The organism is Pseudoalteromonas sp. NZS11, from assembly GCF_015864765.1.
In the GTDB taxonomy this organism is placed as follows: Bacteria; Pseudomonadota; Gammaproteobacteria; order Enterobacterales; family Alteromonadaceae; genus Pseudoalteromonas; species Pseudoalteromonas arctica.
The window spans coordinates 62,939-89,145 of sequence record NZ_JADYWP010000005.1 but is presented as its reverse complement, the minus strand read 5'-3'; the positions used below and the strand labels follow the sequence as shown (position 1 = coordinate 89,145).

The following is a 26,207-nucleotide window of genomic DNA, read 5'->3' as shown; positions in this document are numbered from 1 at the left end:
TTGTAGTTTGCTTTGCCGCGTTTAGCAAATAACTAAATAACCACTGCCAATAACTAATGTCGGGCTTTAACTATGGTTAGTGCTGCATGTTAGTCGTGTTTGGTAATAAAAGTTGCCACTTGTTTAAAATGGCATGGTATTCACCATTTTCTTTAATGTTACTTAATGCGTCAGAAAGTGCTTTAGCTGTTTTAGGATTAAGTTGATTACTTGCTGCAAAATTAAGTGAAGAGGGGAGATCGCTTAAATGAATTCGTTTTGTTATTAGGCTAGGATCGAGTCCTAGGCTTTTTAGCTCGTTATTAAGTGTAAGTGTATTAGTTACTACAAAGTCGATCCGGTTTTTATAAAGCATTTGCCAAAGTTGATTATAGTAACTGACCAGTATTAAATTGTTATTTTCGGTAAAGCCTTTTTGCTTTAAGTAGGCTTCGCTCAGGTAGCCACGAATGGTTGCTACTTTATACTCTTTAGCAAAATTTAAGTGAACAACTTCATCTACATGGCTTTTTAAGCTAATTAAATAAGCATCTGCAAAATACACTTCGCCTAACCATGTATATTTATTAATCCGCTCTGGGGTTTTTAACAAAGACAACATTATGGCGTTGGTATTTGTTTTATGCTCCTTAAAAACGCGGGCCATAGGCATTATTTCAAAATTAGCGGTTAAGTTTGTTTGCTTCACAACTGCTTTGGCAATGTCGACTAAAGCGCCGCTTACTTCACCTTGCTGATTTTTAAAGTGATAAGGAGGAAGGTCTTCAGCTATAAAAGTAACCGAATCGGCGTTACACAGGGGGCTATATAAAATAAATACAAAAGCACTTAATAAAACACGCAAAAACATAAAAAATCTTTTAAAGCAATAATACACCTAGTGTAGAGAGTATTAACTAAAACATATATATATTATGTTTATATAACGTAAATAATTTGCATTTACTTGGCTGTACTTGCTGTTTTGTATTTTATAAATTGTAATGGCGAGCATTTATGCCAGCGTAAAAAAGCTCGATTAAAAGAGCTTTGATCTTTAAATCCTAAAATATTAGATAAATCAGCAAGTGGCATGCTGGCTATTAATGTATCTGCACGTTTTTTACGTTCTTTTTCAAGTAGCTGAGCAAAGGTTAAGTCTTGTTGTTTTAAGCGTCGTTGTAGCGTTCGGGGTGTTAAATTAAGCGCATCAGCTATGCCTATTAGGTTGCAGTTTTGCAAGGTAGTTTTAGCTGTAAGTAACTGATTAACTTTATCGTCAATACACTGCTGGCTTTTAAAGTTAGAGAGTTGCTGCTCTGACAATTGCTTAAAAGTAGAATTAATAATGGCGTTATCGGTTTTAAAGGGCAGCGTCAAATAATCGCTCGGAAAGCTAATTTGATTATATTCAGCACTGCTTTTTACAGGGCATTTAAACCATGATTCAAGGGCGCGCCTTTGCGATGGCAACCAATTATAAGTGAAACTAATACTACTTGGCGAAAGCGTTAAATTTATTAACTGGCGAATTACACTTACCCACGCGGTCATGTTTCGTAAAACAACATGCTCATTACAACTTTGGTGAGCAATCCAACGAATAGTTGCTGTATCAGTATTTAGTTCAAACTTGGCTTTACCAATATCAGCCACCAAGCTGTCGTAGCTTAACAATGCTTTAATGGCACTGCTTAAGTTATCGCTTGATTCAATTAAGTAACCTAAAACGCCGTAGTCAGCAGTGCGAATTTGCTGACCTAGGGTAAAACCAAAAAGAGGATCGTTAAGTGTTTTCTTGCCATAAACTAATAAAGCATTGTAACTATTTAAACTAATACGCGGCGCTAATTGATGGGTACGCTGATTACTAAATTCGTCAAAGCTAATAGCGTGCAAAGCCGTTTTAGTATTAATGCCTTGCGCTTGTAAGTAATCAAGAATACTTGAAAAGTAATGATCAGCCAATGTGTGCATTTGTCATCTAAAGCTAAAAAATAGTCGTGTATTAGCAAGTTTGCCACGTTAAATTTTTATATGCTAGTTGAATGCCTAATAACCTCTTGCTGTAAAAATGATACTTATAACAATTAAACAAGCGCTTAATGCACAGCCACAGCAAATAATAAGCACACTATTGGATCATCAACAGTTGCATCGATTTTTTAATGCCAAATTTACGCTGCTACAAGCACAAGACGAAGGGCAAATAGAAGGCGGAAAAGGAGCTGTTAGGCAAGTGAAAATAGGTAAAATAACTTTTTCAGAGCAAATAATCAGTGCCGATCAAAATCAGATCAGTTACCAAATAGTAGGCGATAAACCAGTAGCTAATCATCGAGGCGACATATACCTCAGTGCAAATAAAGACATCAATACTTTAGTTACCGAACTTAACTATTGCATAAGCTGCTCAGCTCCATGGTGGATGCCAAATGCATTACTTAAATATGTTATTACAAAAGATATAACCCAAGCGTTAAACAATTTAAATAATTATTTTTTGGCGGGTAAAGTATGAACTCAGAAATTATTTTGCTCGCTCTTAGCCCGTTATTTTTGATATTTGTTTGCTGTGAGTTTATTAAGTTTAAGTGCTATTACGACATAAAAGATAGCCTAGCAAATACAGTGTTAGCGCTATTACACCAAGGCGCAGATGCTATTGCGTTACTGCTGTTAATGCCTTTATTTAATTGGTTGTATGACTATAGATTGTTTGATGTTGAAGTGAGTGTGTTAAGTATTGCATTTGCATTTTTACTACAAGATTTTTTGTATTATTGGTTTCATAAAGCATCGCATCATATTCATTGGTTGTGGGCTGCACATGTGGTGCACCATAGCTCAACTAAAATGAATTTCACCACCGCATTTAGGCAAAGCTTAATGTACCCCGTAGCCGGTATGTGGGTGTTTTGGCTACCTATGATTTTAATTGGATTTGAACCGCTAACAGTATTTAGCGTGGTTGCATTAAATTTGGCGTATCAATTTTTTGTACATACTCAAATAGTAGGTAAGTTAGGCTGGTTTGAAAAAGTATTTAATACGCCTTCGCATCATCGAGTTCATCACGCAATAAATGCAGGTTACCTTGATAAAAACTTTGCAGGTGTACTTATTATTTGGGATAAGTTATTTGGCACCTTTGTAGAAGAAGATAAATCAAAGCCTTGTAAATACGGCATTATAGGGCAACTTAATAGCAATAACCCAGTCGTTATTACGTTTCATCAGTGGGAGCACTTATTGAAAAGTGTTTATAAGGCATCGGGAATAAAAGCTAAATGTAGAGTGCTATTTGGCTACCCTACAAGTAGCATTAAATATAAATAATATTGAAAAAGTTAAAAGTAAAACTGCATAGCTAAACTCATTGATGAATTATGGCTATGCCATTGAGCATGCTGTACTTTGCTGCGCAGCGATACGTTGCGAGAAACAGCGTAATTCCATGTTATAGCTATTTCGCTGTGCTTACTTGCTGCGTTATCAGTTAGCCATAATATATTGCCAGTCAAAGCGAGTTTATGGTTATTGTTTATTTGCCAAATTACACCGGCTTCGCTGCCTATTCCAGTACTAAGTCGGTCGGTTATATCGCCTGTATTTAGCTCAAATTGACCAAGAATATAGCCGTGCAGATTATTAGGATCGCCATAAGATTTACCATAACCTCCTTTTGTAAAAAAGCGGCCTAAACGTTTATTGTCACTTGGTTGTCGGTCAAAGCCCATTTTAAAGTTCCACGACCAGCTATCAAATACGCGGTTATCGGGTGCAAGCGACATAGCATCTAATAAGTAAAAATGTTCAATATCTGCATTTCCTTCGTCAGTAATAGCTGCTTCCAAATCAAAAAAACTAATTTGTGCACCCGCTATAAAACCTTCAGGCCTATCTAGTAAGTCATGATACGCAAGCCTATAACCAAAATTTGTAAGGTTTGCTTGGTTATTATTTTGTACCCTACCTAGCGATACTTTAGAAGAACCATGACCTTGCTCTGGGGAAGCAATAGGGCGGCTTGGCTTAGTAAATGGCGAAGCTACATTATATTTGCTGCGCATGAGGAGTAGCTTAGTTAGTCGCGGGGCAATTTCTTCACGATTTAACGCTTTATCGTAAAATTCAAAATTTAACCATTCATACGCCATTTCTAATATAGCGACTAATTGCGACTGTGAGTAATTACGAGTATTGAGGGAGCCACCTTGCATTAACTCTCTTGCATCATCAAGTTGTTCGTCAGTCATTTGAGTAGAGTAATGGTAAAGCTTAGTTCCAAAAGCAGGGCGGTAATTAGGTGTTTGTAATAAGTTGTTATTTCTTAGTACTGCAACGGTATCTGATGGAATAGCTTGCATATTAAATGACGATGTTAAATCAAGGTCCTCTTGTGCAAGTTGTAATAATGCAAGTAATTGGTAAGAGCAGTTTTCATCAATAAAAAAGTAATCGAATGTAGCTAATTGTAGCTCCCACAAGTGCAATAAAATAAGCTCTACCTGTAGCTCTGATAAATTAAGTTTGTATTCCCAAATATCACGAGATTCTAAGTCATTATATTCGCGTACTTTTTTATAGTACGGCATAAGCGAAAACTTACCTGGGTAGCTGCCAATCAAGCCTTTTAGTGCATACATAGCTGCGTTATCTGAGCCGTCTGGCTCTGCTGCAAAATTAACGGCGAATGCGAGCAACTCTTTATGGCGAGTCTGATCTTTTGCATCAATACGAAGTAAAGTGTGGCCAAACATTGATGATGGGCTATTCATAAATGCAGTTGGAAAAACTAACGTAACCCCTTTAGGGTTTATTATTTTTTGCCACGCCTGTAGTTCTGGGCAATTAAGTTCGGGCCAGTTATTTTTAATTTTTGTTTTTAGCCATTTATAACGTGCAGGAAACCGACAACGATATTGTGTTGTTTTTGGGTCAGTATTTTTACCACTAAATGCAGCTATAGTGGCTTTAAGTTCGTCATATGGGCTTGTTTTACCTGTAGGAGATAAAAAAAACTCAGCACTGTCTACTTCACTTTTCCAATCACCTAATGTGGCCAAGCGGTAGTGACCTAATTTAAGCCAGTAAGGGTGTGTTGCTAATGTATTTGTTTCAATACTTTGAGCGTTTGAGTAAGTACTAAAAAGAGCGAGCAGTAAACCAAATAATATTTTTTTCATAATCACTAAATTACAAAAGCCGCTAGAGAAATACTCCAGCGGCTTTATTTATACGTATAAAACCGGCTAATTTAGCTGATTAAGAAAGAGTATAAGAAGCAAGTTGTGCGTTACTTGCAAGAACAGTGTTTAGGTTTTCTAAAACTGTTTGTGAAGTTACGTTCTCAGAAGTAAATACTGAAGAAAACTGTGCTTGAGCAAGCTTATTGAACGCTGCTTTATCTTGATCTGCAACACCCCAAGCTTCAGCTAGAGTAGCTAAAGTTTCGCCTTCACCTTTTGACATATCACGAGCAAGTTGCTCCATGTTACCGTCAATGAATAAAGCGATTTTTTCTGAAGAAGTTACTGTACCAGTACCATCACAACCAAGAGTACCAAAAGTGATACCAAAAGTTTGGTTACCAGATGTACCATTTGTTGTAGCGCCTAAAATTTTAACGCCTTTACCTTGCTGACCAGCAAATAACATAGAACCAAGACCACAACCAATATCTTGGTCAGCCATTGCGTTTGAGAAAGGAAGTAAAGATAGAGCTGCTACTGCGATTAGTTTTTTCATTTTCATAAATCCATATATGATTGTCTTTATTTAGGGTAAATAAAGTTCGCGGAAGATTCTAACAGACTTGCAGAAAAAAGGAACAGGCTAAAACATGAATATTTTACACTCTAATTTTTAAATATATTAAAGTTAATGTCAGGATAAAAATCAGCCTAGTTTCCACTTTTTATTGAACTGGTGGCGGTTTTTTACTTCTTGGGGCACCTAATAAAATACAAGTATGGCAAATACATACAGATAAAAATGCACTAATACCCAATGCACCGCCATAGCCGTCAAGTTTTGGTACAAGAAATTCAAATAAGATTGAAAATAAAATAGATGAGCTTGCTACAGTATAAATACCAAATCGATGTGGGGCGCTCATACCTATAAATGTGCCGCCAAAAAATACAATTGCGTATAAATCGGGGTTCAAATTTAAAGCGCTAAAAATTAAATAAGCAATAATAGAAAGTGAAGACGACGCTCTAACCCCGTCAAAGCGACTATGCTTAGCTAAATAAAATGTTAAAAAAGCCCCAAGCAGTACAAGTAATGGATATTCAATACTCATAATACAATTCCTTTGGCTAATACAAAAAGTGCCACGCTTGCAAAAGCTACGCTGCCAAGCTTGCCACCAAAACCTGTAAACATATTCATAGTAAGCACATACAAACTTGAGCCAATAAGCGAAATAATAGCAATTTCCCAGTAACTGGTAATTAAATGAGTTGAACACATACCTGCAAAGCTACCAGCATAAATTGCAGCATACGGATGGTTTTTATAAAGTGCAGGAAAAGGAATAAACGAGCCAATAAGCCCCGTTAGCGCAGCAGAAATCACTAAAGGTAATGCAAAAGTAGTGTGCATAGCAAAGCAAGCTACAAAGCCTAAAAAGAAAGTGATGAATTTTAAAAATAAGAATTTAATCATAGCGGCGCATTTTAAACTAATCCTTTTGCGCTTTCTAATACTCTCTAACAAATAAATGTTATAAGTAATTACAAACTTTAAAAGCGTGTTTTTTAAACGGCTTTTAGGTATTAAATATGCTTAATAGTGCCGCTGTTAATGTTCTATAAATCACAAGTTATGTATAATGGCGATAATTTAATGTATTAAAGTGTTAACCAAGGGTTATTTATGTCTAACTGTTTACATCTGGCTATTCCGGCTGGCGATTTAAAAGTGGCTAAAGCGTTTTATTGTGACGTACTAGGCTGTAAAACGGGTAACAGTGAAGAAGGTCGCTGGGTAGATATAGATTTTTGGGGTAATGAACTTACCTTGCACCAGAGTGTTGAGCGCTTACCAACAGTTCGCCATGATGTAGATATGGGAGCTGTGGCAGTACCTCACTTTGGGATTCACTTATCTGAAGATGAATTTAACGGGTTAAAAACACGTATTGAAGATGCGGGTATTGAATACTTAGATAAACCATACCGCCGATTTATTGGTGATGAGTTTGAGCAAGAAACGTTTTTTATTGAAGATCCAAATGGCAATGTGCTTGAAATGAAAACCATGGTAAACCCAGAGGTTTTATTTAAAAAAGTATAAATGCTGTTGTTTAAGTTAAGCTAAAAAAACCACTTTAATAAGTGGTTTTTTTATAACTATTAATCAGTGTTTTGATAAATTAGTTAATATTTACAGGTGAAAAAAATTACACTACATGCATGATTTTTATTCACTCTACAATGTAGGTATAGACACGTAGACTTAATTTCAATTCTCATACTTTATTGTTATTTATGCTGCTTAAACTCATAATTGCACCTTTGCTTATTTTACTAATAACATTCGCCCAAAAACGCTTTGGTAGTTTTGTTAGCGGCATAATTCCTGGCTTGCCTATTACCTCTGGGCCTATTTCTTATTTTATAGCATTAGAGCAAGGTAAATTATTTGCAGCTAACTCAGCGGTGGCCTCTCTTTATGGTATGAGCGGTATAGGCTTATTTTGTTTTAGTTACTTGGTTGTATCACGAAGATTTGGAATGCTTAAATCGCTTTTTACAGCGTTGAGTATTTGGTGCGTATTTAGCGTTATTACTTTATTTTTACCAGTGAATATTATTGTGGCGAGTGTGGTTTCACTTTGTATTTTACTCGGTTTAACTATTATCTCTACAAAGCTAAATATATCAGTTGATGCAAAACCATTAAATGCTCGCTGGGAGCTTCCGGTAAAAATGATATTAGTGACGAGCTTTATCGTGCTTGTTACGTTTATATCGCAGCATATAGGGTCTGCATGGAGCGGGTTAATATCTACCTTTCCGGTTATTTTAGCGGTAATGGGCAGTGTTGCCCATTTTAGTGACAAACAAGCCTCAACGTTTAAAATTCTTAATGGCGGTATTATTGGTTCATTAGGTGGGTGTGTATTTTTTGCGGTGATTGCGTTTATGTTAAAACATAACTTTATGATTTGGCAGGTGTATGCAACAGCTGCCATTTGCTCAACATTATTTACTATTATTTTTAGCCAACTTATTAATCGCCAATTGACTAAGCAAGCTATGCTAAACACCAAAAAAGCAGTGCTTAAAATTGACTCGCTCGGTTAATTTACATCTCTAAAACCATTACCTAGTTATGTAGTTGAATTAACATTTCACTGGGAGTTTTATTAAAATGGCGCTTAAATTCGCGGCTAAATTGAGATGGGCTGGTATAGCCAACCTTTAATGCGGCTTCGTTGGCTTTGCTTCCACTACTAGTTATTAGCTCTTTAGCCTTAGCTAAGCGTACTTTTTTTAAATACTGCAAAGGTGACTCAAACGTTACTTGCCTAAAAGCACGATGAAACGACGATACGCTCATGTTTACATCTTCAGCTAATCCTTCAACTGTAATTTGATTGGCATAACTACTGTGCATAGTTGAGAGCGTACGGGCGATACGCGCATAATGCCCATCATGCATAGCAAGGCCTATTAAAGTATGTCCTTGTGGGCCACAAAGTACACGATATACCAATTCTTTTACTATATCTTCGCCAAAAACGTCAGCCTCAATGGGGTTATTAAGCACGCTGAGTAAACGGTGGGTTACTTGCTCCATTGCGCCATCTATTTTAGCCGATTGAACGCCACTCATTTGCCCAGTAGTGAATGGCTTATGTGTACCAATTTGGTTTACTAATTTATGTAACATTACCGGGTTTATATCTATAACAATCCCCATAACAGGCAGGTTGTTATCGGTAAAAGCTTCGCATTCAAGTGGCACAGGTACACCTAAAACAAGGTAGTCGCCTTCACCATATTTTATTTGATGATCAGGGAAATGAATTATCTTATGTCCTTGCCCAACAATAATAATACCTGAGTTATATATAAGTGGTTGGCGCGGCGAGCTTTTACTTGCACGATGAAAATACACACCTGGAATAATGGTTTCCATGTTGCCTTCAAAGTTAAGTAAATTATTGTGCTCTGCAAATTTTTGCATCATGTTGGCTATTGAGGACATTAAAACTTCTACTATCGTACGAATTTTGCGTAAAATATCAATCTTGACAGTTTTAGGCAAGCTTTTGCGAGTTATTGGGCTTTTTTTATGTTTGTTTTGCCACTAATATGCACTCATTGAAGTTTAGCTTAGTTAGTAACTAAGCATTATATTTAGTATTTAATCGTCACCTAGGAGCAAAATAATGAAATTTAGCTACGTAAACCCAACACTTATCCAGTTCGGCCAAGAACAAATTGCCTCACTAACTGATTTGATCGCAAAGGATCAAAAGGTACTTGTAGTGTACGGCGGCGGTTCAATTAAAAAGAACGGCGTGTACGACCAAGTTGCAGCAGCACTTGAAGGCTTTGACTGGGTTGAGTTTTCGGGTGTTGGCGCTAACCCAACTATAGAAGTACTAGACCAAGCAGTAAAAATTTGTAAAGAACAAGGCATCGACTTTGTACTAGGTGTAGGCGGCGGTTCAGTAATCGACGGCGTTAAATACATTGCAGCATCTGCAGTTTATGATGGCGAAGGTTGGGATATTCCTACTGGTAAGCACACTATTACTAGCGCATTACCAATTGGTGCAATATTAACATTGCCTGCAACGGGTTCAGAGTCTAACCAAAACTCAGTTGTGAGCAAAGAAGCAACAAAGCAAAAACTACCGTTTGCATCACCAGAAGTACTTCCTAAATTTGCGATTATGGACCCTGATGTAATGAAAACATTACCACAGCGCCAACTTGTGAATGGATTAGTAGATGCATGGGTTCATACATGTGAGCAGTACCTAACATTCCCTGAAACGGCATTGGTTCAAGAAGGTTACGCAGAGGCACTTTTAAGAACGCTTAAAACATTAGGCGACAACTTTGAAAATCAAGACGATGCATGGCGTGCAAACCTTATGTGGGCAGCTAACCAAGCACTTAATGGTTTAATTGGTTCTGGTGTATCGCAAGATTGGGCAACACACATGATTGGCCACGAGCTTACAGCTGCTTACGGCGTTGATCATGCTCGTTCACTTGCTATTGTTCAGCCTTCTTTATTACGTAACCAGTTTGCAGTTAAAAAAGCAAAACTTGAGCAGATGGGTAAAAACGTATTTGGTCTTGAGCAATCTGACGACTTAGCTGAGAAAACAATTTTAGCAATCGAAGCGTTTTACCACAGCCTTGACGTAGCGACCCAGCTTACTGAACATGGCGATGATAAAGCAGCGGCGATTGACAATATTATTAATAAACTTGAAGCGCACGGCATGCTAGCTCTTGGTGAAAACCAAGCTATTACGCTAAAAGAAAGCCGCGAAATTTTAGAGCAAGCAGTTGCTTAATTTTCAAAGCTAAGCGCTTACTTAAATATACTAAGTAATACGTTAATAAAAAACCGTCAACCTTTAGGTTGGCGGTTTTTTTATGGTTTATTATAAATACTGCGTTGCTAATTAACCAATAAAGTCTGTATTAATGTTTTTGAATGATGATAGTAAACTGTGCTCAACGGTTAGGAAAAATCTAACGATTAAATAAATTAAAACAGGACTAAACTCATGAAATTACTAAACACATTACTTAGCTCAAAAGCAGGCGTAGCAGCATTAATTTTACGAGTACCAGTTGGCCTTATTTTAGCGGCGCATGGTGCACAAAAACTATTTGCTTGGTTTGGCGGTTACGGGCTTGAAGGTACAGGTCAATGGATGGCGAGTATTGGTTTAGAGCCTGGCTATTGGTTAGCAATGATGGCAGGTAGCGCTGAGTTTTTTGGTGGCATTGCATTAGCAATTGGTTTGTTAACTCGCCCAGCTCCTGTAGTTGCCGGCTTTACTTTGCTGATTGCTATTTTTAGCGTACATATTAGTAATGGCTTATTTATGGCAAACAATGGCTATGAATACGCATTAACGTTACTTGTAGTAACTGTAGTTTTAGCAATTCAAGGAGCGGGAAGCTTTTCGCTTGATAACGTATTAGTTAAAAAGCTAGCTAAAAAATAGAGTTTATTAATTGAAGAATAGCGGCCAATTTGGCCGCTGTTTTTGTAGGTTAACTACTAAATTATTTAGCTGAAAAAGTTAAAGAATAACTGTACTGCTTTTGCTCAAGTAAATACTCTTTATGAGTACTTGGGCTCCACGAATCATCGCCACCTACACCCATATGTTGATGATCAATGTGTACATGTACGCAATCATCAGCAATGAGTTCGTTAGTGTGTTTTGCTTGCGTTAGCGTACTTTGCGAATACTCGCTGGCTGCAAACAAAAACGCGCCAGTTACAGTTAAGTTATTAATACTCAGCAATTGGCAATCGCTACGCAGGCCATTATCAGTTGGAAATATATACGGTGTATGTAGCTCATTTAAGCTCAAGCTGTAATAACCTAAACGTGCCGCAGCTTTGCGATCTGGGTAGTTTTCAAAAGGACCTAAACCCAGCCAGTTTACTTTTGTATCGCTTTGCTTGTTAAGCGTTGTACTTAGCCCTATACGCGGCATTGGTGGCAGAGTATCGTTTAAGTGCACGTCAATATTTAAGCTAATATTGCCGGTATTATTTAGTGTATATAGCCACTGTGTTTGAGCCTGTAGCACGCCATTAAATTCGTAATTAAATACACAAGTAATACGTACATCAACGCTTGATTGCACTGCGTGAATTGAGCTGCATGTGCGTTGCCATTGCCCTATACCTGCACGCAACCAACGAGCCTCCCATGCATTGGGGTCTAGATTGTCTACTTCGCTTACACCAATGTCGTTATCAAGTGGGGCACGATAAAAGTTATCAACCAGTGGGCTACTAATAACCTGAGTATCGTTTTGTAACCACTGCTCTATAAGCCCTGATTGCTTGCTAAAAACAAGTTTAAATTTATCGTTTTCAATACTTAGGTGGGAGTCGGTTTCGCTAACACTTATAGCGCTTTGCTCAGATGATGATGCAAATGACTTACTGCTTAAATTGTTACTATTTATAAGCTTAAACTGCTCTGAATCCATAACGTGATTAGCGTTTGCAAAGTGTGAGTCGTTAACTAATGCTACATCTAAATTAAGATAATATTGCGCACCTTGCTCAAACGCTGTTTTAGTTTTAATAGTTAACGTGTGTGTACTTTGCGGAGCAATATTAAGTACATGCTCGCCTTGCTCAACACAGATGCCATTTTGCATTAACTGCCAAATAAGCTTTTCGTTATCGGTATGTCTAAATACGTAATCGCTAAATACATCAATGGTGTATTGGTTTTGATTTTGCTCACGCAATGTAAATTGTAAATGTTGCTGGCTGTATTTAGCTTCAAACAGGCTAGGGTGCGGCGTACGGTCTGGGAACAATAACCCGTTTATACAAAATTGACGGTCATTTAGTTCATCACCAAAGTCGCCGCCGTAAGCCCAATAATGCTTGCCGTTTTCGTCTGTTTTAGATAAACCTTGGTCTACCCAATCCCAAATAAAGCCGCCTTGTAGGCGTGGGTATTCTCTAAATGCTTGCCAGTAATCGTCAAAGCTACCTAGGCTGTTACCCATTGCATGGGCGTATTCACATAAAATAAGCGGGCGAGTTTCACCTGGTAGGCTTAGCCACTTTTTAATAGAGTATTTAGGTACCGCATCGTCTTTAATATCGGTATCTACACGGGCGTACATTGGACAAATAATGTCGGTAGCCGTTGTATTTGCGCCGCCGCCCTCGTATTGCACTGGGCGAGAGGGGTCAAAGCTTTTTGACCAGCCGTACATAGCATCATGATTTGCGCCGTGTCCGCATTCATTTCCTAGTGACCAAATAATAATTGAGGTGTGGTTTTTATCGCGCTCAACCATTTGTGTATAACGCGACATAAATGCACCAGCCCACTGCGGATCGCTAGCTAAACGCCCCATAGGAAACATGCCATGGGTTTCTATATTTGCTTCATCAACTACGTATAAACCTAGCTGGTCACATAGTTCGTAAAAACGAGGGTGGTTAGGGTAGTGAGCAGTACGCACGGCATTAAAGTTATTTTGCTTCATCAGCTTAATATCTTCAATCATATCGGCGGTAGTAACTGTATGGCCGTTTTCTGGGTGGTGTTCGTGGCGGTTAACACCGCGAATAAGTAGCGGTTTGCCGTTTAAGCAAAGCTGCCCGTTAAGCATTTCTACTTTTCTAAAGCCAATGTTATAAGCTTCAACGTCGATGGTATTGCCTTGATCATCAAGCAGACTCACAACGCAGCGGTATAAGTAAGGGGTTTCGGCGGTCCATTTTTTAGGGCTTTGTATATCAATTGCTTGAAATACTACATCGCTCCAGCCACCTTTTTCATCAACACGTTTATTGTTAGTACTTTGAATTTGTGGCTCACATAGCGCCTGTTCGCCATCAAAAACTTGCACTGCTATTTGATAGTCATTTGGCGCATTAATCGCCGTTTTTATATGTAGCGTTGCATCGCGATAGCAAGCGTCTAAATCGGGGGTTATAAACACATCACGTATTTGGTTTTGTGGTTTTGTAAGTAAGTTAACATCGCGAAAAATACCGCTTAGCCACCACATGTCCTGATCTTCTAAATAACTGCCATCGCTCCAACGAATAACCATAACGGCAATGCGGTTAGTGCCTGCAACTAACAGTTCGCTTAAATCAAACTCGCTCGGTAAACGGCTATCTTGTGAATAACCCACCCATTGCCCGTTACACCACAGGTGAAACGCCGAGTTAACGCCTTCAAAAATAATATGATTACGCTGAGCTAATTTCTCCGGCGTAATAGTAAACTCAGTGCGGTAACAGCCCGTAGGGTTATCGCTTGGAACAAATGGCGGGTTAACTGCAAACGGGTATTTAACATTACAGTAAATAGGTTTATCAAAGCCGTGTAATTGCCAGTTAGAAGGCACTGTAATACTTTGCCAGTTGCTGTTTAGTGTTTCACTTAGCAACGATTCATCAACCGCTTCGGGTTTATCAAATAATTTAAAGTCCCACTGATCGTTTAAACTTTGTTTTTGCGATTGCGTGTTAGTACGGGCATGGTCAACGCTTTTAAATCCATTGAGTGGGCTGTGCGCTTTTACTTGATTAACTTGTACTGAAATTGGGTTTTCCCAATCTCGGCGATTAATTATGTGCTGTAAAGAGGTCATGTTTATCCTATTGCATAAGCGGGCAATTATAATGCGCTAAATATAGCTAAAAATAATCGCAGGGGTTATGCTTAAAGCTCTCCTTTATTTGTCCAAAACTATCATTGTAATTATGCGCTATAACATTAAAGACATACTCGATATTGGTCCGCGTTGTATAGAACGCTTTATTGATTCACAAACGCTCGCGCAAATGCCAAACCTTGAAATAGCACTTGCGGGTTGCTCAAACCTATCGGGTCGTTATTGCGTAGCACGCTCAGCACCGCTAGAACATACACTTTTTTATACACTTGCAGGGCAGGGTAAATTAACAACACATAATGAGCAGTACACACTTAATGCCAATACACTTATTGTGCTACCAGCAAAGCAAAGCTTTGAAGTGAAAATTGATGCTGAACATTGGGATGTTATTTGGTTAAACCTTGCAAATACTAAACGTTGGCAGCATTTAAACTTAGCGCAAGCATTGGTATTAACCGAGCAAAAACTTGAACCGTTACACCTTGCTATGGAGCTTTTATACAGCGAGCCCAATGCTAATTTACGCGAAAGCGTAACGCCTATTTTAAGTCATTACTTAAATGCTACGCTGCAAAATAACTCTCAGGGTGCGGCGCATAATCGTTTAATTAGTCTGTTTGAAGAGGTAGATAAGCGCTTGCAGTTTGATTGGACAATAGAGGCAATGTGCGAACATGTGCATTACTCATCGCCGCATTTGCATCGTTTATGCCAAGCGCAATTTGGTAAAAGCCCAATACAACAACTTATTTATTTACGCATTGAGCGAGCTAAAAACTTACTGTTAAACACGGCTTGGCCAATTTCGCATGTGGCAAGTTATGTGGGGTACTCTAATATTTTTAATTTTTCCAAACGTTTTAAGAAGTCGGTAGGTGTGTCGCCAAGCGAATTTAGAAAATAACGTTAGGGGCTCTCTACATTTGAATAAATTTAAGGTATTGTGCGATTTCTTAAATTGCATTTTAGAGTTTTAGGTAGGTAATGCGCTCAAACCGTTTTTTAATAGTGATATTATTAGTGCTTGTACACAGCTTTATTAGCTGTGATGGTGCTGCGTATCATTTGCAAGAAGACGTTGATCACGTAACCAGTTCGTTATCGCAAGGCGACTCCACAGCCGATGATAACCAAAGCGATAAGACATCAACTACCGAGATTCATGCCCACCAACATTGCCATTGTGGCTACAACAGCACCTCTAGCCATTCAATAAGTCCAGAGCAAAGTAAAGCAACTTCGCCTGCGTGCTATAACGGGTTAAATTACCCGCCAGATGTACCGCCACCAAATTTTTATAGCTAGCTTTTAATTTTAAATACTTTGTAAAAACTGCCTGCGCTTGTGCGCTATTAGGCTAGTTATTTACATATTTAGGTTGCTTGATCGCGCTTGTTTTTAAAATAGGCGTAGTGATTAAGTTAACTCTGTTTGTTAAAAAACGGACACGCTATATGAATAAAAAACCAATTATGCTGGTGGCGCTAATGTGCGCGCTACCTGCTTTTAGTACTTTGGCGAATGTTAAAACATTAACCCTTAAGCAGGCACTGAGTAATACCGAACAACAAAATCTGGTATTAAAACGCTACCCGTATCATCAAAAAATATTGAGTGCGCTTAAATCACAAGCTGCACTTTCGCCTAATCCTGTATTGAATGTTGAAGCTGAAAACTTACTGGGTACAAACAAGGCGCGTGGCATTCAAGGCGCTGAAATAACACTTGGGCTTAGCCAACTAATAGAGCTGGGCGATAAGCGCCAAAGCCGTATTAATTACGCAACCGCCAATATTAAAGCTCAAGCAATACAGTATCAAAATACCCGTTTAGCCTTATTAGCAACCACTGCTGAGCGATACTACCAAGGGCTTAAATTTCAAACATTATTAAGTTTAAACAACGAGCGTAAACAGGTCGTTATCCAAGCGCTTAAAGCGATTGAACAAAGAGCCAATGCGGGTGCTGCGTCGCAAGCTGATGTAACGCGCATGCGTTATGCACTTAGCCAAGTAGAGCTTAATAAAGCCATGCTTAATAGTGAATTTGAGCGAGCAAGTTTATCGCTTAACGAGCTGTGGAGTGAGGAGCAACCCTACGATACTTTTGCTGGCAATATTAATGTAATTACTGCGCTTAAATCAGCGCAAGCACTTTTAGATGCGGTTAACCAAGCCCCTGAATTTGCATTATTACAACAGCAATATTTACAGCAAACAGCTAATTTAACACTGCAAAAAGCAAACGGACAAAGCGATATTAATGTAGGGGGAGGCGTGCGCTATAACCAACAAAGCGACTCCAGCTCATTAGTGTTTTCGTTTTCTATGCCACTGCAATTAAGTAATTCAAATAGCGGAAATATTGCAGCTGCAAATAGTCAGCTCATGCTTTTAAATGAGCAGCAAGGGCAATTGCGCATCCAGCTACGCCAGCAAGTACGTACTTTGTACGCTTATTATCAAGGTCGAGCTAATCAGGCAAAGCTATTATCTGATCAAATTATTCCTCAGGCACAAACATTGATCGAGCAAAGCTTAAAAAGTTATCAACGCGGACAAATATCGGTGTTGCAATTGCTTGATGCTCAACAAGCACTTTTTGATTCTAAACGCACACTTATTACCACTCACGCAGAGCTGTACCAAGTGCTACTTACTCTTGAGCGTTTAACAGGCCAATCTTTAATTGAGACTCATCAATCATGAATAAAAATATAATCGCATTATTAGTATCACTTTCGTTTGCCAGCAGCTTTGTAAGCACAGGTGTATTTGCCTCTGCTGAGCATGGCGAGTCAGGTCATAAAGAAACAGAGCAACACGAGAAAAAACAAGGTCCACACGGCGGCTTTTTATTAACTGACCCTAAATTAACCCTTGAGCTTAAATTGCAAGAATTTGCAGGTAATGTTGAGCTACGTGTATACGGCTATAAGCAAAATAAATCGATTAATATAAACGACTTAAACATAACAATGAGTTTAAAGCGCTTAGTTGAAGGGTCGCAAAATATACAGTTTGCAGCTGAGGGCGACTACCTTGTTAGCACGCAATCAATTAACGAACCGCATTCGTTTGCACTTACCGTTACTGCTAATTATAAAGGCGAGAGCATTAGCTATGAATACGACCAACACGAAGGCCGTACCACGTTAACAGAGCGAGCTATTGAGCGCGCAGGCATTAAAACCGAGATAGCGCAAAGTGGTGAAGTGGATATTACCGATACGCTTTTTGGCGTTATTGCACCAACACAACATGGCACGGTAGAAGTAATGGCGCCGTATGCCGGATTGATCAGTGATATTTTTGTAAGCATTGGTCAAAACGTTAAAAAAGGCGAAGTACTTGCCAATGTAACCAACCGCGAAACACTGCAAAACTACCCTATTAAAAGCCCAATTAGCGGCGTTGTAACCGAGCAATACTTAAAACGTGGCGAGCTTGCAAGCACCAGCGCACTAATGCAGGTAGTTAACCTTGATAAAGTATGGGTTGAGTTATCGGCTTTTCCTGAAAACATTGAAAAGCTAGCCATTGGTCAAAGCGCTAAAGTGTACGACTTGCATCATCATTTAAATACGCAAGGAAAAGTGTTTTTTATAGCCCCAATGATGACTGGCGGGCACATAGCGCGCGCCCGTATAGAGCTTAATAATCCAGACGGGCATTGGCGCCCAGGCATGCATATAAATAGCGATGTAAGTGTGGCTAAAATAAATGCCAGCGTGCGTGTAAAGCCACAAGCAATTCAAGAGTTTAACGGTCAACCCAGTGTGTTTGTTCGTAACAATAATGTATTTGAAGTGCGCCCCGTTACCTTAGGTGCAAAAAATAGCGAGTGGGTAGAAGTACTTACAGGCTTAAACGCAGGTAGCGAATACGTAACAGACAATAGTTATGTCATTAAAGCTGATATTTTAAAAAGCGGCGCAAGCCACGCTCACTAGGAGGCACCATGATTAATTGGATAGTTTCTTTTGCGGTTAAACGCCGCATGCTGGTGCTTGCGCTTACATTTTTATTTGCTGGATTTGGTGTATACAACATTCAAAATTTAGCAGTAGACGCAGTACCCGATATAACAAACGTACAAGTGCAAATTAATACCAAAGCGCAGGGTTTTACGCCATTAGAGGTAGAGCAACGCATTACCTATTTGGTAGAAACCGCCATGGCGGGCATACCTAAGCTTGATTACACCCGTTCGCTTTCGCGTTATGGGCTTTCGCAAGTAACGGTTATTTTTAATGAAGGCACCGATATTTATTGGGCGCGTCAGCAAATTGGTGAGCGTATTCAAAGTATTCGATCCGACTTACCTAATAACGTAGAGCCAAACTTGGGTCCTATTGCCAGTGGTTTAGGCGAAATATTTACTTATAGTGTGCACGCCGCGCCTAATGCGTTAAAAGAAGATGGCACTGCCTACAACGCCGAAGACTTACGTACTTTGCAAGATTGGGTTATTCGTCCGCAGCTTTTAAAAGTAAAAGGCGTAACCGAAATAAACAGCCAAGGTGGCTTTGAGCGCCAATACCAAGTAGCGCCAGTGCCCGAAAAACTCATTGCCTATAAGCTTACTATTAGCGATGTAATTAGTGCACTTGAGGTTAATAACAGTAACCGAGGCGCAGGCTATATAGAGCGCTTTGACGGGCAATATTTAGTACGCTCGCCTGGGCAGCTTAAAACCATTGATGACATAGCCAATACCGTTATAGCTAAGCGCGACGATGCACCTGTACGCATTAAAGATGTGGCTAACGTGCTTTTAGGCAAAGAGCTTAGAACCGGCGCGGCCACTTATAACGGCGAAGAAACCGTGCTCGGCACCGCCATGATGCTAATTGGCGAAAACAGCCGCGTAGTGGCAAAAGCCATGGCTGATAAGTTAGTTGATGTGCAAAAAAGCTTACCCGCTGGCGTTATTGTTGAGGCAGTTTACGACCGCACAACTCTTGTTGATAAAACCATAGCAACCGTGCAAACCAACTTATTTGAAGGTGCCGTTTTAGTGATAGTGATTTTGCTATTACTGCTGGGTAATGTAACGGGCGCGCTTATTACGGCAATGGTTATTCCGTTGAGTATGTTGTTTGCCGTTACAGGTATGGTAGGTAATCGCGTATCGGGTAACCTAATGAGTTTAGGCGCAATCGATTTTGGTTTAATTGTTGATGGTGCTGTAATTGTAGTTGAAAACTGCCTGCGCCAACTCGGTGTAGCTCAGCATAAACATGGCAGGCTACTTACTTTAAACGAGCGTTTAAATGTAGTGACCGCAGCCACCAAAGAAGTATTTACACCGGCTGTATTTGGCATTGTTATTATTATGCTGGTTTACTTACCTTTATTTGCACTAAGCGGCGTTGAAGGCAAAATGTTTCAGCCAATGGCGTTTACTGTAGTTGCGGCGTTAATTGGCGCGCTTATATTTGGCGTTACATTTGTACCGGCTGCTATTGCAGTGTTTGTTCGCGGTAAGGTTGATGAAACCGAAAACGCAGTCATGCGCGGCGTTAAAAAAGTGTATAAGCCATTACTTGGTATATCGCTTAAATTACCGTGGCTGATGGTGGGTATTGCCACGGCATTAGTATTGGTGCTTGGTTTTAAAGTTAAAAACATGGGCGCAGAATTTTTACCGAAACTTGATGAGGGCGATATTGCTATGCACGCGCTGCGCATTACTGGCACCGGTATTGAGCAATCTGTGCAAATGCAAAAAGAGCTTGAGCAAGCCATATTAGATCAGCCTGAGGTTGCTAACGTATTTTCAAAAATTGGTACTGCCGATGTAGCAAGCGATCCTATGCCGCCTAATGTTGCCGACACCTTTTTAATACTCAAACCGCAAGATGTGTGGCCTAATCCAGCACTTACTAAAGCAGAATTGGTTCAGCAAATTCGTACCCGTGTTAACGATGTCCCTGGTAATAATTACGAATTTACACAACCAATAGAAATGCGCTTTAACGAGTTAATTGCTGGCGTGCGCGCCGATGTGGCACTGCGTATTTATGGTGACGACTTAAGCGTACTTAAAGAGTTTGGCGAAAAAGCCACAGGGCTAATGCGTAATATTGCAGGCGCTACCGATGTACGTTTGGAGCAAATGGAAGGATTGCCAACACTTTCGGTAACACCAATGCGCGACCACATGGCGTTATTGGGTTTAAGCGTAAACGACATTCAACAAACACTTGCCGCCGCTGTTGGTGGTGTGCAAACCGGACTAATTTACGAAGGCGATAAACGCTTTTCGTTATTAGTGCGCCTTGATAAGCGTTGGTCTAGCGATGTATCAGCACTTGCTCGTTTGCCAGTTGCTTTACCTAAAGATAGTAACCCAGAACTTGCATTTGTACCGCTTGGCGAAGTAGCAACAATCAGCATTGAAAAAGGGCCTAATCAAATAAACCGCGAAAGTGGTAAGCGCAATGTAGTAGTAACTGCCAATGTAGAGGGGCGCGATTTAGCAAGCTTTGTAAGTGATGCGCAAGCGAGCATGAATGAATCACTTAATTTACCAAGTGGCTATTGGCTTGAATACGGCGGCACGTTTGAGCAGCTACAATCTGCAAGTAAGCGATTGTCGTTGGTTGTGCCGGTCACTTTACTGCTTATATTTGGCTTACTGTATAGCGCCTTTGGATCGCTTCGTGATTCATTGATTATATTTAGTGGTGTGCCACTGGCATTAACGGGTGGTGTGCTTGCGTTATTGCTGCGCGATATGCCGCTTTCAATCTCAGCAGGTGTCGGCTTTATTGCCCTAAGCGGTGTCGCGGTATTAAACGGCGTGGTTATGCTGTCGTTTATTAAGCAGTTACGAAGCGATGGTTTAAGTTTGTTTGATGCAATTCACAGCGGTGCACTACAGCGCTTGCGCCCGGTACTGATGACGGCGCTGGTGGCAAGTTTAGGCTTTATACCTATGGCGCTTAATTCGGGAACGGGTTCTGAAATGCAAAAACCTCTCGCGACAGTAGTGGTTGGCGGGATTATTTCATCAACTTTACTGACACTATTAATATTGCCTGCGCTTTATAAGTTAGTACATTCTAAATTTACTAAAAAAGCAGAAGCTGAATTAGCTTAAATACTAGCTATTGATAATGTAATAAAAAAAGCAGCTGTACTTACAGCTGCTTTTTTATTTGGGTATTATTTAGCAAAAATACTACATTAATTATATTGAAACAGATTATCCCAACGCTCATCTAATATCGTTTTTGCGTGTTCTAAATTTATTGCGCTATACACATCACTAGTGCACGTTACCAAACGCATACGTACCAGCTTTTCAAGTGCGTCGCTAATTTCAAAATCAAGATCGCACTGGTATTTGCTTTTAAACCAATGCTCTATTTGTTCATCAAGCGTTTGGGCGGTTAAGCCGCTTTCTGATTTTAGTAAAAAGGTATACGCAAGCAGGGCTTCTTTTATGTCTTCTTCTTCGGCAGCGTCAATAAGCGTGTGAAAAACACCCGCGTTATTATCAAGGTTTTTAAAGTAGAGGTTATCGCTAAGCGCTTTCATAAATTTAATTTTACGGTTTTTAAACTTACTCCATTCTTTAAAAATAAAGCTGCCAAATACTCCCATGCCAATAGCAAAGGTAATAAAATGTTGTTGGGTCATTTCTACAGCTTCACTTCTAAAACCACCCCAAAAAGCAAACAGAGCAAGCAATAATACGATTGATGCGCCAAGTTTAGTTATAAGTACCACTGCACCGCCAACTAAAGCCGATGAGCCAATAATTGCTTTATCAATTGGGCGCATGCGTACTTCGCTATTAGGAAATAGCATTTCGAGATCGGCCTTTGGCACATTTTGAAACAGCTTTACTATGGTTGAACTTGGCTCAAATCCCATTGGCGTTTTATTTTTAGCTTCAAAATAAGCGCTATCTTTAAAGCGAATAAACACCGCAACTCGGTCGTAATTAGTAAAGTGCAGCGGCTTTTTACGCAAGCCCCAAAAGCTGGTAATAGTTTCAGTGAGTTGCGACTCGCCACGGCGATAAAAAACCACTTCTTCAAAGTCGTCAAATTCAACTTCAAGGCGCACCTTAAATAATGACTCTTCATTTAATGCATCTTGTAAGTCTTCATTGGTTATCACTTCAAAATTAGCGGCATTAAGCACCTTAGCAAAATCTTTAGCAAACTCATGTTGGCACTGCGCTTTTTGATCCGCCGATACTGGCGCTAACGATCGCGTGTCACTGTTGGGATCAAAAGGGGCGTAGTTGTTTTTAAGTGACTCAAGTGTTGAGTGGTAATCGTAATGAATAAGGCTTGCTAGTAAATCGCAAAATTGTTTAAACGATGTTTTTTGTGTACTGCTTTTAAGCTCTTCGCTACACATATCAACAATATCTTGCTTTCTAAAGGGAATAAAACGCGCACTTTGCATAAATTAATAACTACTGTGATAGGGAATCTAACTGCATGGGCACATAATAAAATATTATTATGGATATTACTAATTTGTTAATGTATTAGGACCTGATAAATTTAGTACACTGTTTTCAGCGTGTATTAACCTAAATGTGTAATTATTGGCTTATTGAATACTCTTGTTCTTATTTATAAGTGAAAAGGATTTACTATGGCCATTCAAAAAAAGCTAAAAGAAAAAACGCGTAATTTTATTGACTCTAAGCATATGCTTAGCGGTATTACAGTGGCGTCGTTTTTAGAGTCAACCATAGTTCCTATTCCACTTGAAGCTGTATTAGTACCGCTAATGCAAGCTCGCCGTGAAAAGCTATGGCTTATAGCATTAATGGCGACCTTGGGCTGCATAGTGGGCGCATTGTTTGGTTATGCGTTGGGTTATTATTTATTTGATGCGGTTGGCGATTGGATTATTAATACGTTTTCGAGCCCTGAGCAATTTGAAAACGTTAAACAGCAAATGCAAGATCAAGGTTTTTGGTTTGTAATAACACTAGGCATAGTGCCTATTCCGTTTCAAATAGCGATGCTTGCAGCTGGCGCGACTAAGTACTCTATTTGGCTGTTTTTGTTGGCCTCGGGTATTGCGCGTTCTATTCGTTACTTTGGTCTGGCTATTATTGTTTATTATGCAGGTAATGAAGCTGAGCGAATCATTAGTAAACACAAAACTAAGGCAATGGTTTTAATAACGTTACTTGTGTTAGGAGTTTGGGGATTAAGCTTGGTGATTTAAGCTCATTATTAAAGGTTATTAACCACCTTATTCTAATAAGCCTTTTTGGTAATGTGCTATAGTTTTTTAATATAGTATCGAAAAGCTTAGGGTTAATATGATTGAAACTGTAAAACTCACTATCAGGCTTTCTAATTTTTTTAAAATGAGCTGGAAAAATAAAACTGTAAGCCTATTTTTATTAGCTTATATTGTTATTTTTTCAGCCTACTCCCTAACTAACTTTCCTCCCCTACAAGTTCAAAATAATGTTTACGGTTTTACAACTGATTTTATTAATTTAATTGTTCTTATTTTTTTATTTTGGATGGTTCAGTGCTCCAAACTTTCAAAGCTTGCATATACATTTTCGACTCTCGGATTAATGCTCTGGTCCATGGGTAATACAGCTGATTTAATCGATGAGATAGTGATACAGCCTTACTGGGTAAGTATTTATTTTGAAGATTTATGCAGAACCAGCGGCATGCTTTTAACTTCCTATGGTTTATTTAAAACGATGCGCTTTATACAAAGTATTAATAATCGATTAGCGCGTGAGCTAATTATTGACGATTTAACCAAGGTACATAATAGACGTTATTTTTATCAGCACGCTAAAGATGCTCAGCACTCACCTTACGTTATTTTAATTGTAGATATAGACCACTTTAAAGCAATTAATGATGAATTTGGTCATGATGTTGGTGATGTGGTGCTTAAAGAACTAGCAACTAAATACGACAATGCTTTTACGCACCAAAACAAATTTGCTCGCCTCGGTGGTGAAGAATTTGGTGGCTACTTGCCTATAAATAATATGACGCAAGCGTGTGATTTTTCGCAGCAATTAATTGATCTTGCACACACCATAAATGTTCAAAATTCTCGCCACTTAACAGTAAGTATAGGTGTTGCAATGCAAACGCCTAATGAGCCTTTAGATAAAGTAATGAAGCGCGCTGATCAAGCTTTATATTTAGCTAAGAAGAGTGGCCGAGATCGTTTTGAAATTGCCCCGTAAGCGTTTTTAACTATATAAAAACACGTCCTTATTGTTTGCACATTTACTACACTTTTTAACGTTTTCGTAAGGAAATGTCAGTGAGGGTAATGCTTTGTAAATCATGAAATTAAAATAGAATGTTTAGGTCATAATGGGGATATTAATAATAAGGAATAACCTTAATGACCAACTCCCTTTTAAAAGCTGCATTACCCTTAAGTCTAATTACTATTTTGTCGGGCTGTGGCTCTGACGATAGCTCAAGCTCTACAGGTTACATCCAATTGTATAACGGCTCTTACAATAGCCCATATACGCGTTTGTTTGTTGAAGAAACAGAACGTTCAGGCGCTGATTTTGCCGATGTAACTACTCGCCATAACTACAGCACAGGCACTTATGATGTAAGTTTTGAATACCTAGATGCTAACGACAGCTATATAACAATTAGCGACCAAGAAATTTCTATTAAAGGCGACAAAACACAGTTAGTAGTAATGAGCGGCAACTTTGATGAGCCTACATTTACAGAGCTTAGCGTACCTATCACAAGCGATACGGGTGAGTTTAACTTAGGATTTTATAATATTGCAGGGGAGGATACTAACTACGATATTTACTTAGCAACTGATGATGGCGTATTTGAAAGCGCGACACTTTTTTCATCGGCTCAATATTTAAGTGAGTTAGATCTACAAAGCGTTGATGAAGGTTATTACACTATTTACATAACCGAAGCGGGCAGCAGTGATGTTGTGTACGAGTCGTCATCTGTTTATTTATACGATGAAGCAAGCTATGTAGCAATGATCCGTCCAAGTTACGCTACAGAAGAAGGCGGTATTACGCTTGATGTAGTAACCGATAATAACTACGTTACTGAGCTTAAACATCAATCTGCACTGGGGCAATTACGTTTTATAAATACGGTTGATGACTACTCGCCAGTAAGCTTTTCTGCTACACGCGGTACAACTGTAAACACAACAAATACAGTTGCTAGTGACTCTTATACCGATTATGTTGAACTTTCGCCTAATAGTTACAGCGTAGCGATGTACGACGAAGAAGGTACAAAACTAGCTGATAACTTTTTAATGACGCTAGAGCGTGAGCAAAGTGCGGTGGGTATTTTTTATAACGACGTTGATAACGGTTTACGTATGATGAGCGTTGAAGAAAACCTAACACCAAGTAGTTACAGCCATACGGTATCGGTTGTAAACCTAATTGAAAGCTACGCAGGGCAGTCGGTTTCAGATGTTGATGTGTACTTTACACTTAACGGCGAAACGGTAGACGACACCAGTAACGTAGTCGATGGCCTAGATAAGTATGACCAAGAAGAGCAGGTTGTAGATAACGAAATTTACACGGTTTATGTTGTATATGAAGATAATGGCCAGCAAATTGTGCTTATTCAGCAAAGCGATATGGACTTTACACAAGAGGGTAACTACATATTGATTTTAGAGCATGATGAAACAACAAGCTCAGGTTATAAAATGACCCTAGAGCGCACTATTACCGATAGTGTTGAATAAATCTAAACATATTAAGTAGCATAAAGCCTAAGCACTTTAAGTACTTAGGCTTTTTTATTGAACAAAATTTACCTACTCATTAATAATTAGGTACACT

General features: G+C 39.1%; 23 protein-coding genes. 14 read left to right on the top strand and 9 right to left on the bottom strand.

The window, feature by feature from the left end:
- Window positions 1-76: 76 nt before the first annotated feature.
- Both I6E82_RS12410 and I6E82_RS12405 read right to left on the bottom strand, forming a co-directional pair.
- The gene (locus tag I6E82_RS12410; RefSeq protein ID WP_007587234.1) at window positions 77-850 is read right to left on the bottom strand and encodes a substrate-binding periplasmic protein; all 774 of its coding nucleotides are present in this window, start codon (window positions 848-850) and stop codon (window positions 77-79) included.
- A 92-nt stretch (window positions 851-942) separates the two neighbouring features.
- On the bottom strand, window positions 943-1,956 hold the full coding sequence (locus I6E82_RS12405; RefSeq protein ID WP_197118025.1) for an AraC family transcriptional regulator: 1,014 nt from the start codon (window positions 1,954-1,956) through the stop codon (window positions 943-945).
- Window positions 1,957-2,053: 97 nt separating this feature from the next.
- On the opposite strand from I6E82_RS12405, the gene I6E82_RS12400 reads away from it, so the two are divergent.
- A complete protein-coding gene (locus tag I6E82_RS12400) occupies window positions 2,054-2,500 on the top strand; it encodes an SRPBCC family protein (protein WP_024589730.1) in 447 nt (148 codons plus the stop codon).
- Window positions 2,497-3,318 (top strand): sterol desaturase family protein, encoded by an 822-nt coding sequence (locus I6E82_RS12395; protein ID WP_197118024.1) that lies wholly within the window; start codon window positions 2,497-2,499, stop codon window positions 3,316-3,318. The genes I6E82_RS12400 and I6E82_RS12395 overlap by 4 nt, the downstream gene beginning before the upstream one ends.
- 11 nt (window positions 3,319-3,329) lie before the next feature.
- On the opposite strand, the gene I6E82_RS12390 is transcribed toward I6E82_RS12395, so the two are convergent.
- From I6E82_RS12390 to I6E82_RS12375, 4 genes are all read right to left on the bottom strand, one after another.
- Entirely contained in the window at window positions 3,330-5,168 is a 1,839-nt protein-coding gene (locus tag I6E82_RS12390; RefSeq protein ID WP_197118023.1) for an Lnb N-terminal periplasmic domain-containing protein, read from the bottom strand.
- 79 nt (window positions 5,169-5,247) lie between these two features.
- Entirely contained in the window at window positions 5,248-5,730 is a 483-nt protein-coding gene (locus I6E82_RS12385) for a DUF3015 domain-containing protein (protein ID WP_024589733.1), read from the bottom strand.
- Between the two features lie 169 nt (window positions 5,731-5,899).
- Window positions 5,900-6,289, bottom strand: coding sequence for a hypothetical protein (locus I6E82_RS12380; RefSeq protein ID WP_007587227.1), 390 nt, complete (start codon window positions 6,287-6,289; stop codon window positions 5,900-5,902).
- Window positions 6,286-6,591, bottom strand: coding sequence for a hypothetical protein (locus I6E82_RS12375; RefSeq protein WP_024594103.1), 306 nt, complete (start codon window positions 6,589-6,591; stop codon window positions 6,286-6,288). The genes I6E82_RS12380 and I6E82_RS12375 overlap by 4 nt, the downstream gene beginning before the upstream one ends.
- 273 nt (window positions 6,592-6,864) lie before the next feature.
- On the opposite strand from I6E82_RS12375, the gene I6E82_RS12370 reads away from it, so the two are divergent.
- Window positions 6,865-7,284 (top strand): VOC family protein, encoded by a 420-nt coding sequence (locus I6E82_RS12370; protein WP_010554617.1) that lies wholly within the window; start codon window positions 6,865-6,867, stop codon window positions 7,282-7,284.
- Between the two features lie 194 nt (window positions 7,285-7,478).
- Window positions 7,479-8,297 (top strand): hypothetical protein, encoded by an 819-nt coding sequence (locus I6E82_RS12365; RefSeq protein ID WP_169061203.1) that lies wholly within the window; start codon window positions 7,479-7,481, stop codon window positions 8,295-8,297.
- 22 nt (window positions 8,298-8,319) lie between these two features.
- Here I6E82_RS12365 and I6E82_RS12360 read toward each other — a convergent pair whose 3' ends face one another.
- Window positions 8,320-9,204 carry an AraC family transcriptional regulator gene (locus I6E82_RS12360; protein WP_024589735.1) on the bottom strand — a complete coding sequence of 295 codons (885 nt, stop codon included), beginning with the start codon at window positions 9,202-9,204 and terminating at the stop codon, window positions 8,320-8,322.
- Window positions 9,205-9,388: 184 nt separating this feature from the next.
- Here I6E82_RS12360 and I6E82_RS12355 point away from each other — a divergent pair, with 184 nt between their 5' ends.
- Both I6E82_RS12355 and I6E82_RS12350 read left to right on the top strand, forming a co-directional pair.
- Complete coding sequence (locus tag I6E82_RS12355; protein WP_165725737.1) at window positions 9,389-10,534, top strand: iron-containing alcohol dehydrogenase; 1,146 nt, start codon at window positions 9,389-9,391, stop codon at window positions 10,532-10,534.
- Between the two features lie 216 nt (window positions 10,535-10,750).
- Window positions 10,751-11,197, top strand: a complete 447-nt coding sequence (locus tag I6E82_RS12350) for a DoxX family protein (RefSeq protein WP_197118022.1) — start codon at window positions 10,751-10,753, stop codon at window positions 11,195-11,197.
- A 61-nt stretch (window positions 11,198-11,258) separates the two neighbouring features.
- Here I6E82_RS12350 and I6E82_RS12345 read toward each other — a convergent pair whose 3' ends face one another.
- Complete coding sequence (locus I6E82_RS12345) at window positions 11,259-14,345, bottom strand: beta-galactosidase (RefSeq protein WP_197118021.1); 3,087 nt, start codon at window positions 14,343-14,345, stop codon at window positions 11,259-11,261.
- Window positions 14,346-14,457: 112 nt separating this feature from the next.
- Between I6E82_RS12345 and I6E82_RS12340 the strand changes: the two genes are divergently transcribed.
- The 5 genes from I6E82_RS12340 (at window position 14,458) to I6E82_RS12320 (ending at window position 21,479) form a co-directional block, all read left to right on the top strand.
- A complete protein-coding gene (locus tag I6E82_RS12340; RefSeq protein WP_197118020.1) occupies window positions 14,458-15,276 on the top strand; it encodes an AraC family transcriptional regulator in 819 nt (272 codons plus the stop codon).
- An 80-nt stretch (window positions 15,277-15,356) separates the two neighbouring features.
- Window positions 15,357-15,677: a hypothetical protein gene (locus tag I6E82_RS12335; RefSeq protein WP_008135125.1), complete on the top strand. Its 321-nt coding sequence runs from the start codon at window positions 15,357-15,359 to the stop codon at window positions 15,675-15,677.
- A 149-nt stretch (window positions 15,678-15,826) separates the two neighbouring features.
- Window positions 15,827-17,080, top strand: coding sequence for a TolC family protein (locus tag I6E82_RS12330; protein ID WP_197118019.1), 1,254 nt, complete (start codon window positions 15,827-15,829; stop codon window positions 17,078-17,080).
- Window positions 17,077-18,324, top strand: coding sequence for an efflux RND transporter periplasmic adaptor subunit (locus I6E82_RS12325; RefSeq protein ID WP_197118018.1), 1,248 nt, complete (start codon window positions 17,077-17,079; stop codon window positions 18,322-18,324). The genes I6E82_RS12330 and I6E82_RS12325 overlap by 4 nt, the downstream gene beginning before the upstream one ends.
- An 8-nt stretch (window positions 18,325-18,332) precedes the next feature.
- Entirely contained in the window at window positions 18,333-21,479 is a 3,147-nt protein-coding gene (locus I6E82_RS12320; protein WP_197118017.1) for an efflux RND transporter permease subunit, read from the top strand.
- 86 nt (window positions 21,480-21,565) lie between these two features.
- On the opposite strand, the gene I6E82_RS12315 is transcribed toward I6E82_RS12320, so the two are convergent.
- Entirely contained in the window at window positions 21,566-22,801 is a 1,236-nt protein-coding gene (locus tag I6E82_RS12315) for a TMEM143 family protein (RefSeq protein ID WP_010554605.1), read from the bottom strand.
- A 195-nt stretch (window positions 22,802-22,996) separates the two neighbouring features.
- Here I6E82_RS12315 and I6E82_RS12310 point away from each other — a divergent pair, with 195 nt between their 5' ends.
- From I6E82_RS12310 to I6E82_RS12300, 3 genes are all read left to right on the top strand, one after another.
- On the top strand, window positions 22,997-23,581 hold the full coding sequence (locus I6E82_RS12310; RefSeq protein ID WP_010554604.1) for a YqaA family protein: 585 nt from the start codon (window positions 22,997-22,999) through the stop codon (window positions 23,579-23,581).
- Between the two features lie 97 nt (window positions 23,582-23,678).
- On the top strand, window positions 23,679-24,584 hold the full coding sequence (locus tag I6E82_RS12305) for a GGDEF domain-containing protein (protein ID WP_101163476.1): 906 nt from the start codon (window positions 23,679-23,681) through the stop codon (window positions 24,582-24,584).
- Window positions 24,585-24,748: 164 nt separating this feature from the next.
- On the top strand, window positions 24,749-26,110 hold the full coding sequence (locus I6E82_RS12300; RefSeq protein ID WP_121954641.1) for a hypothetical protein: 1,362 nt from the start codon (window positions 24,749-24,751) through the stop codon (window positions 26,108-26,110).
- Window positions 26,111-26,207 lie beyond the last annotated feature (97 nt).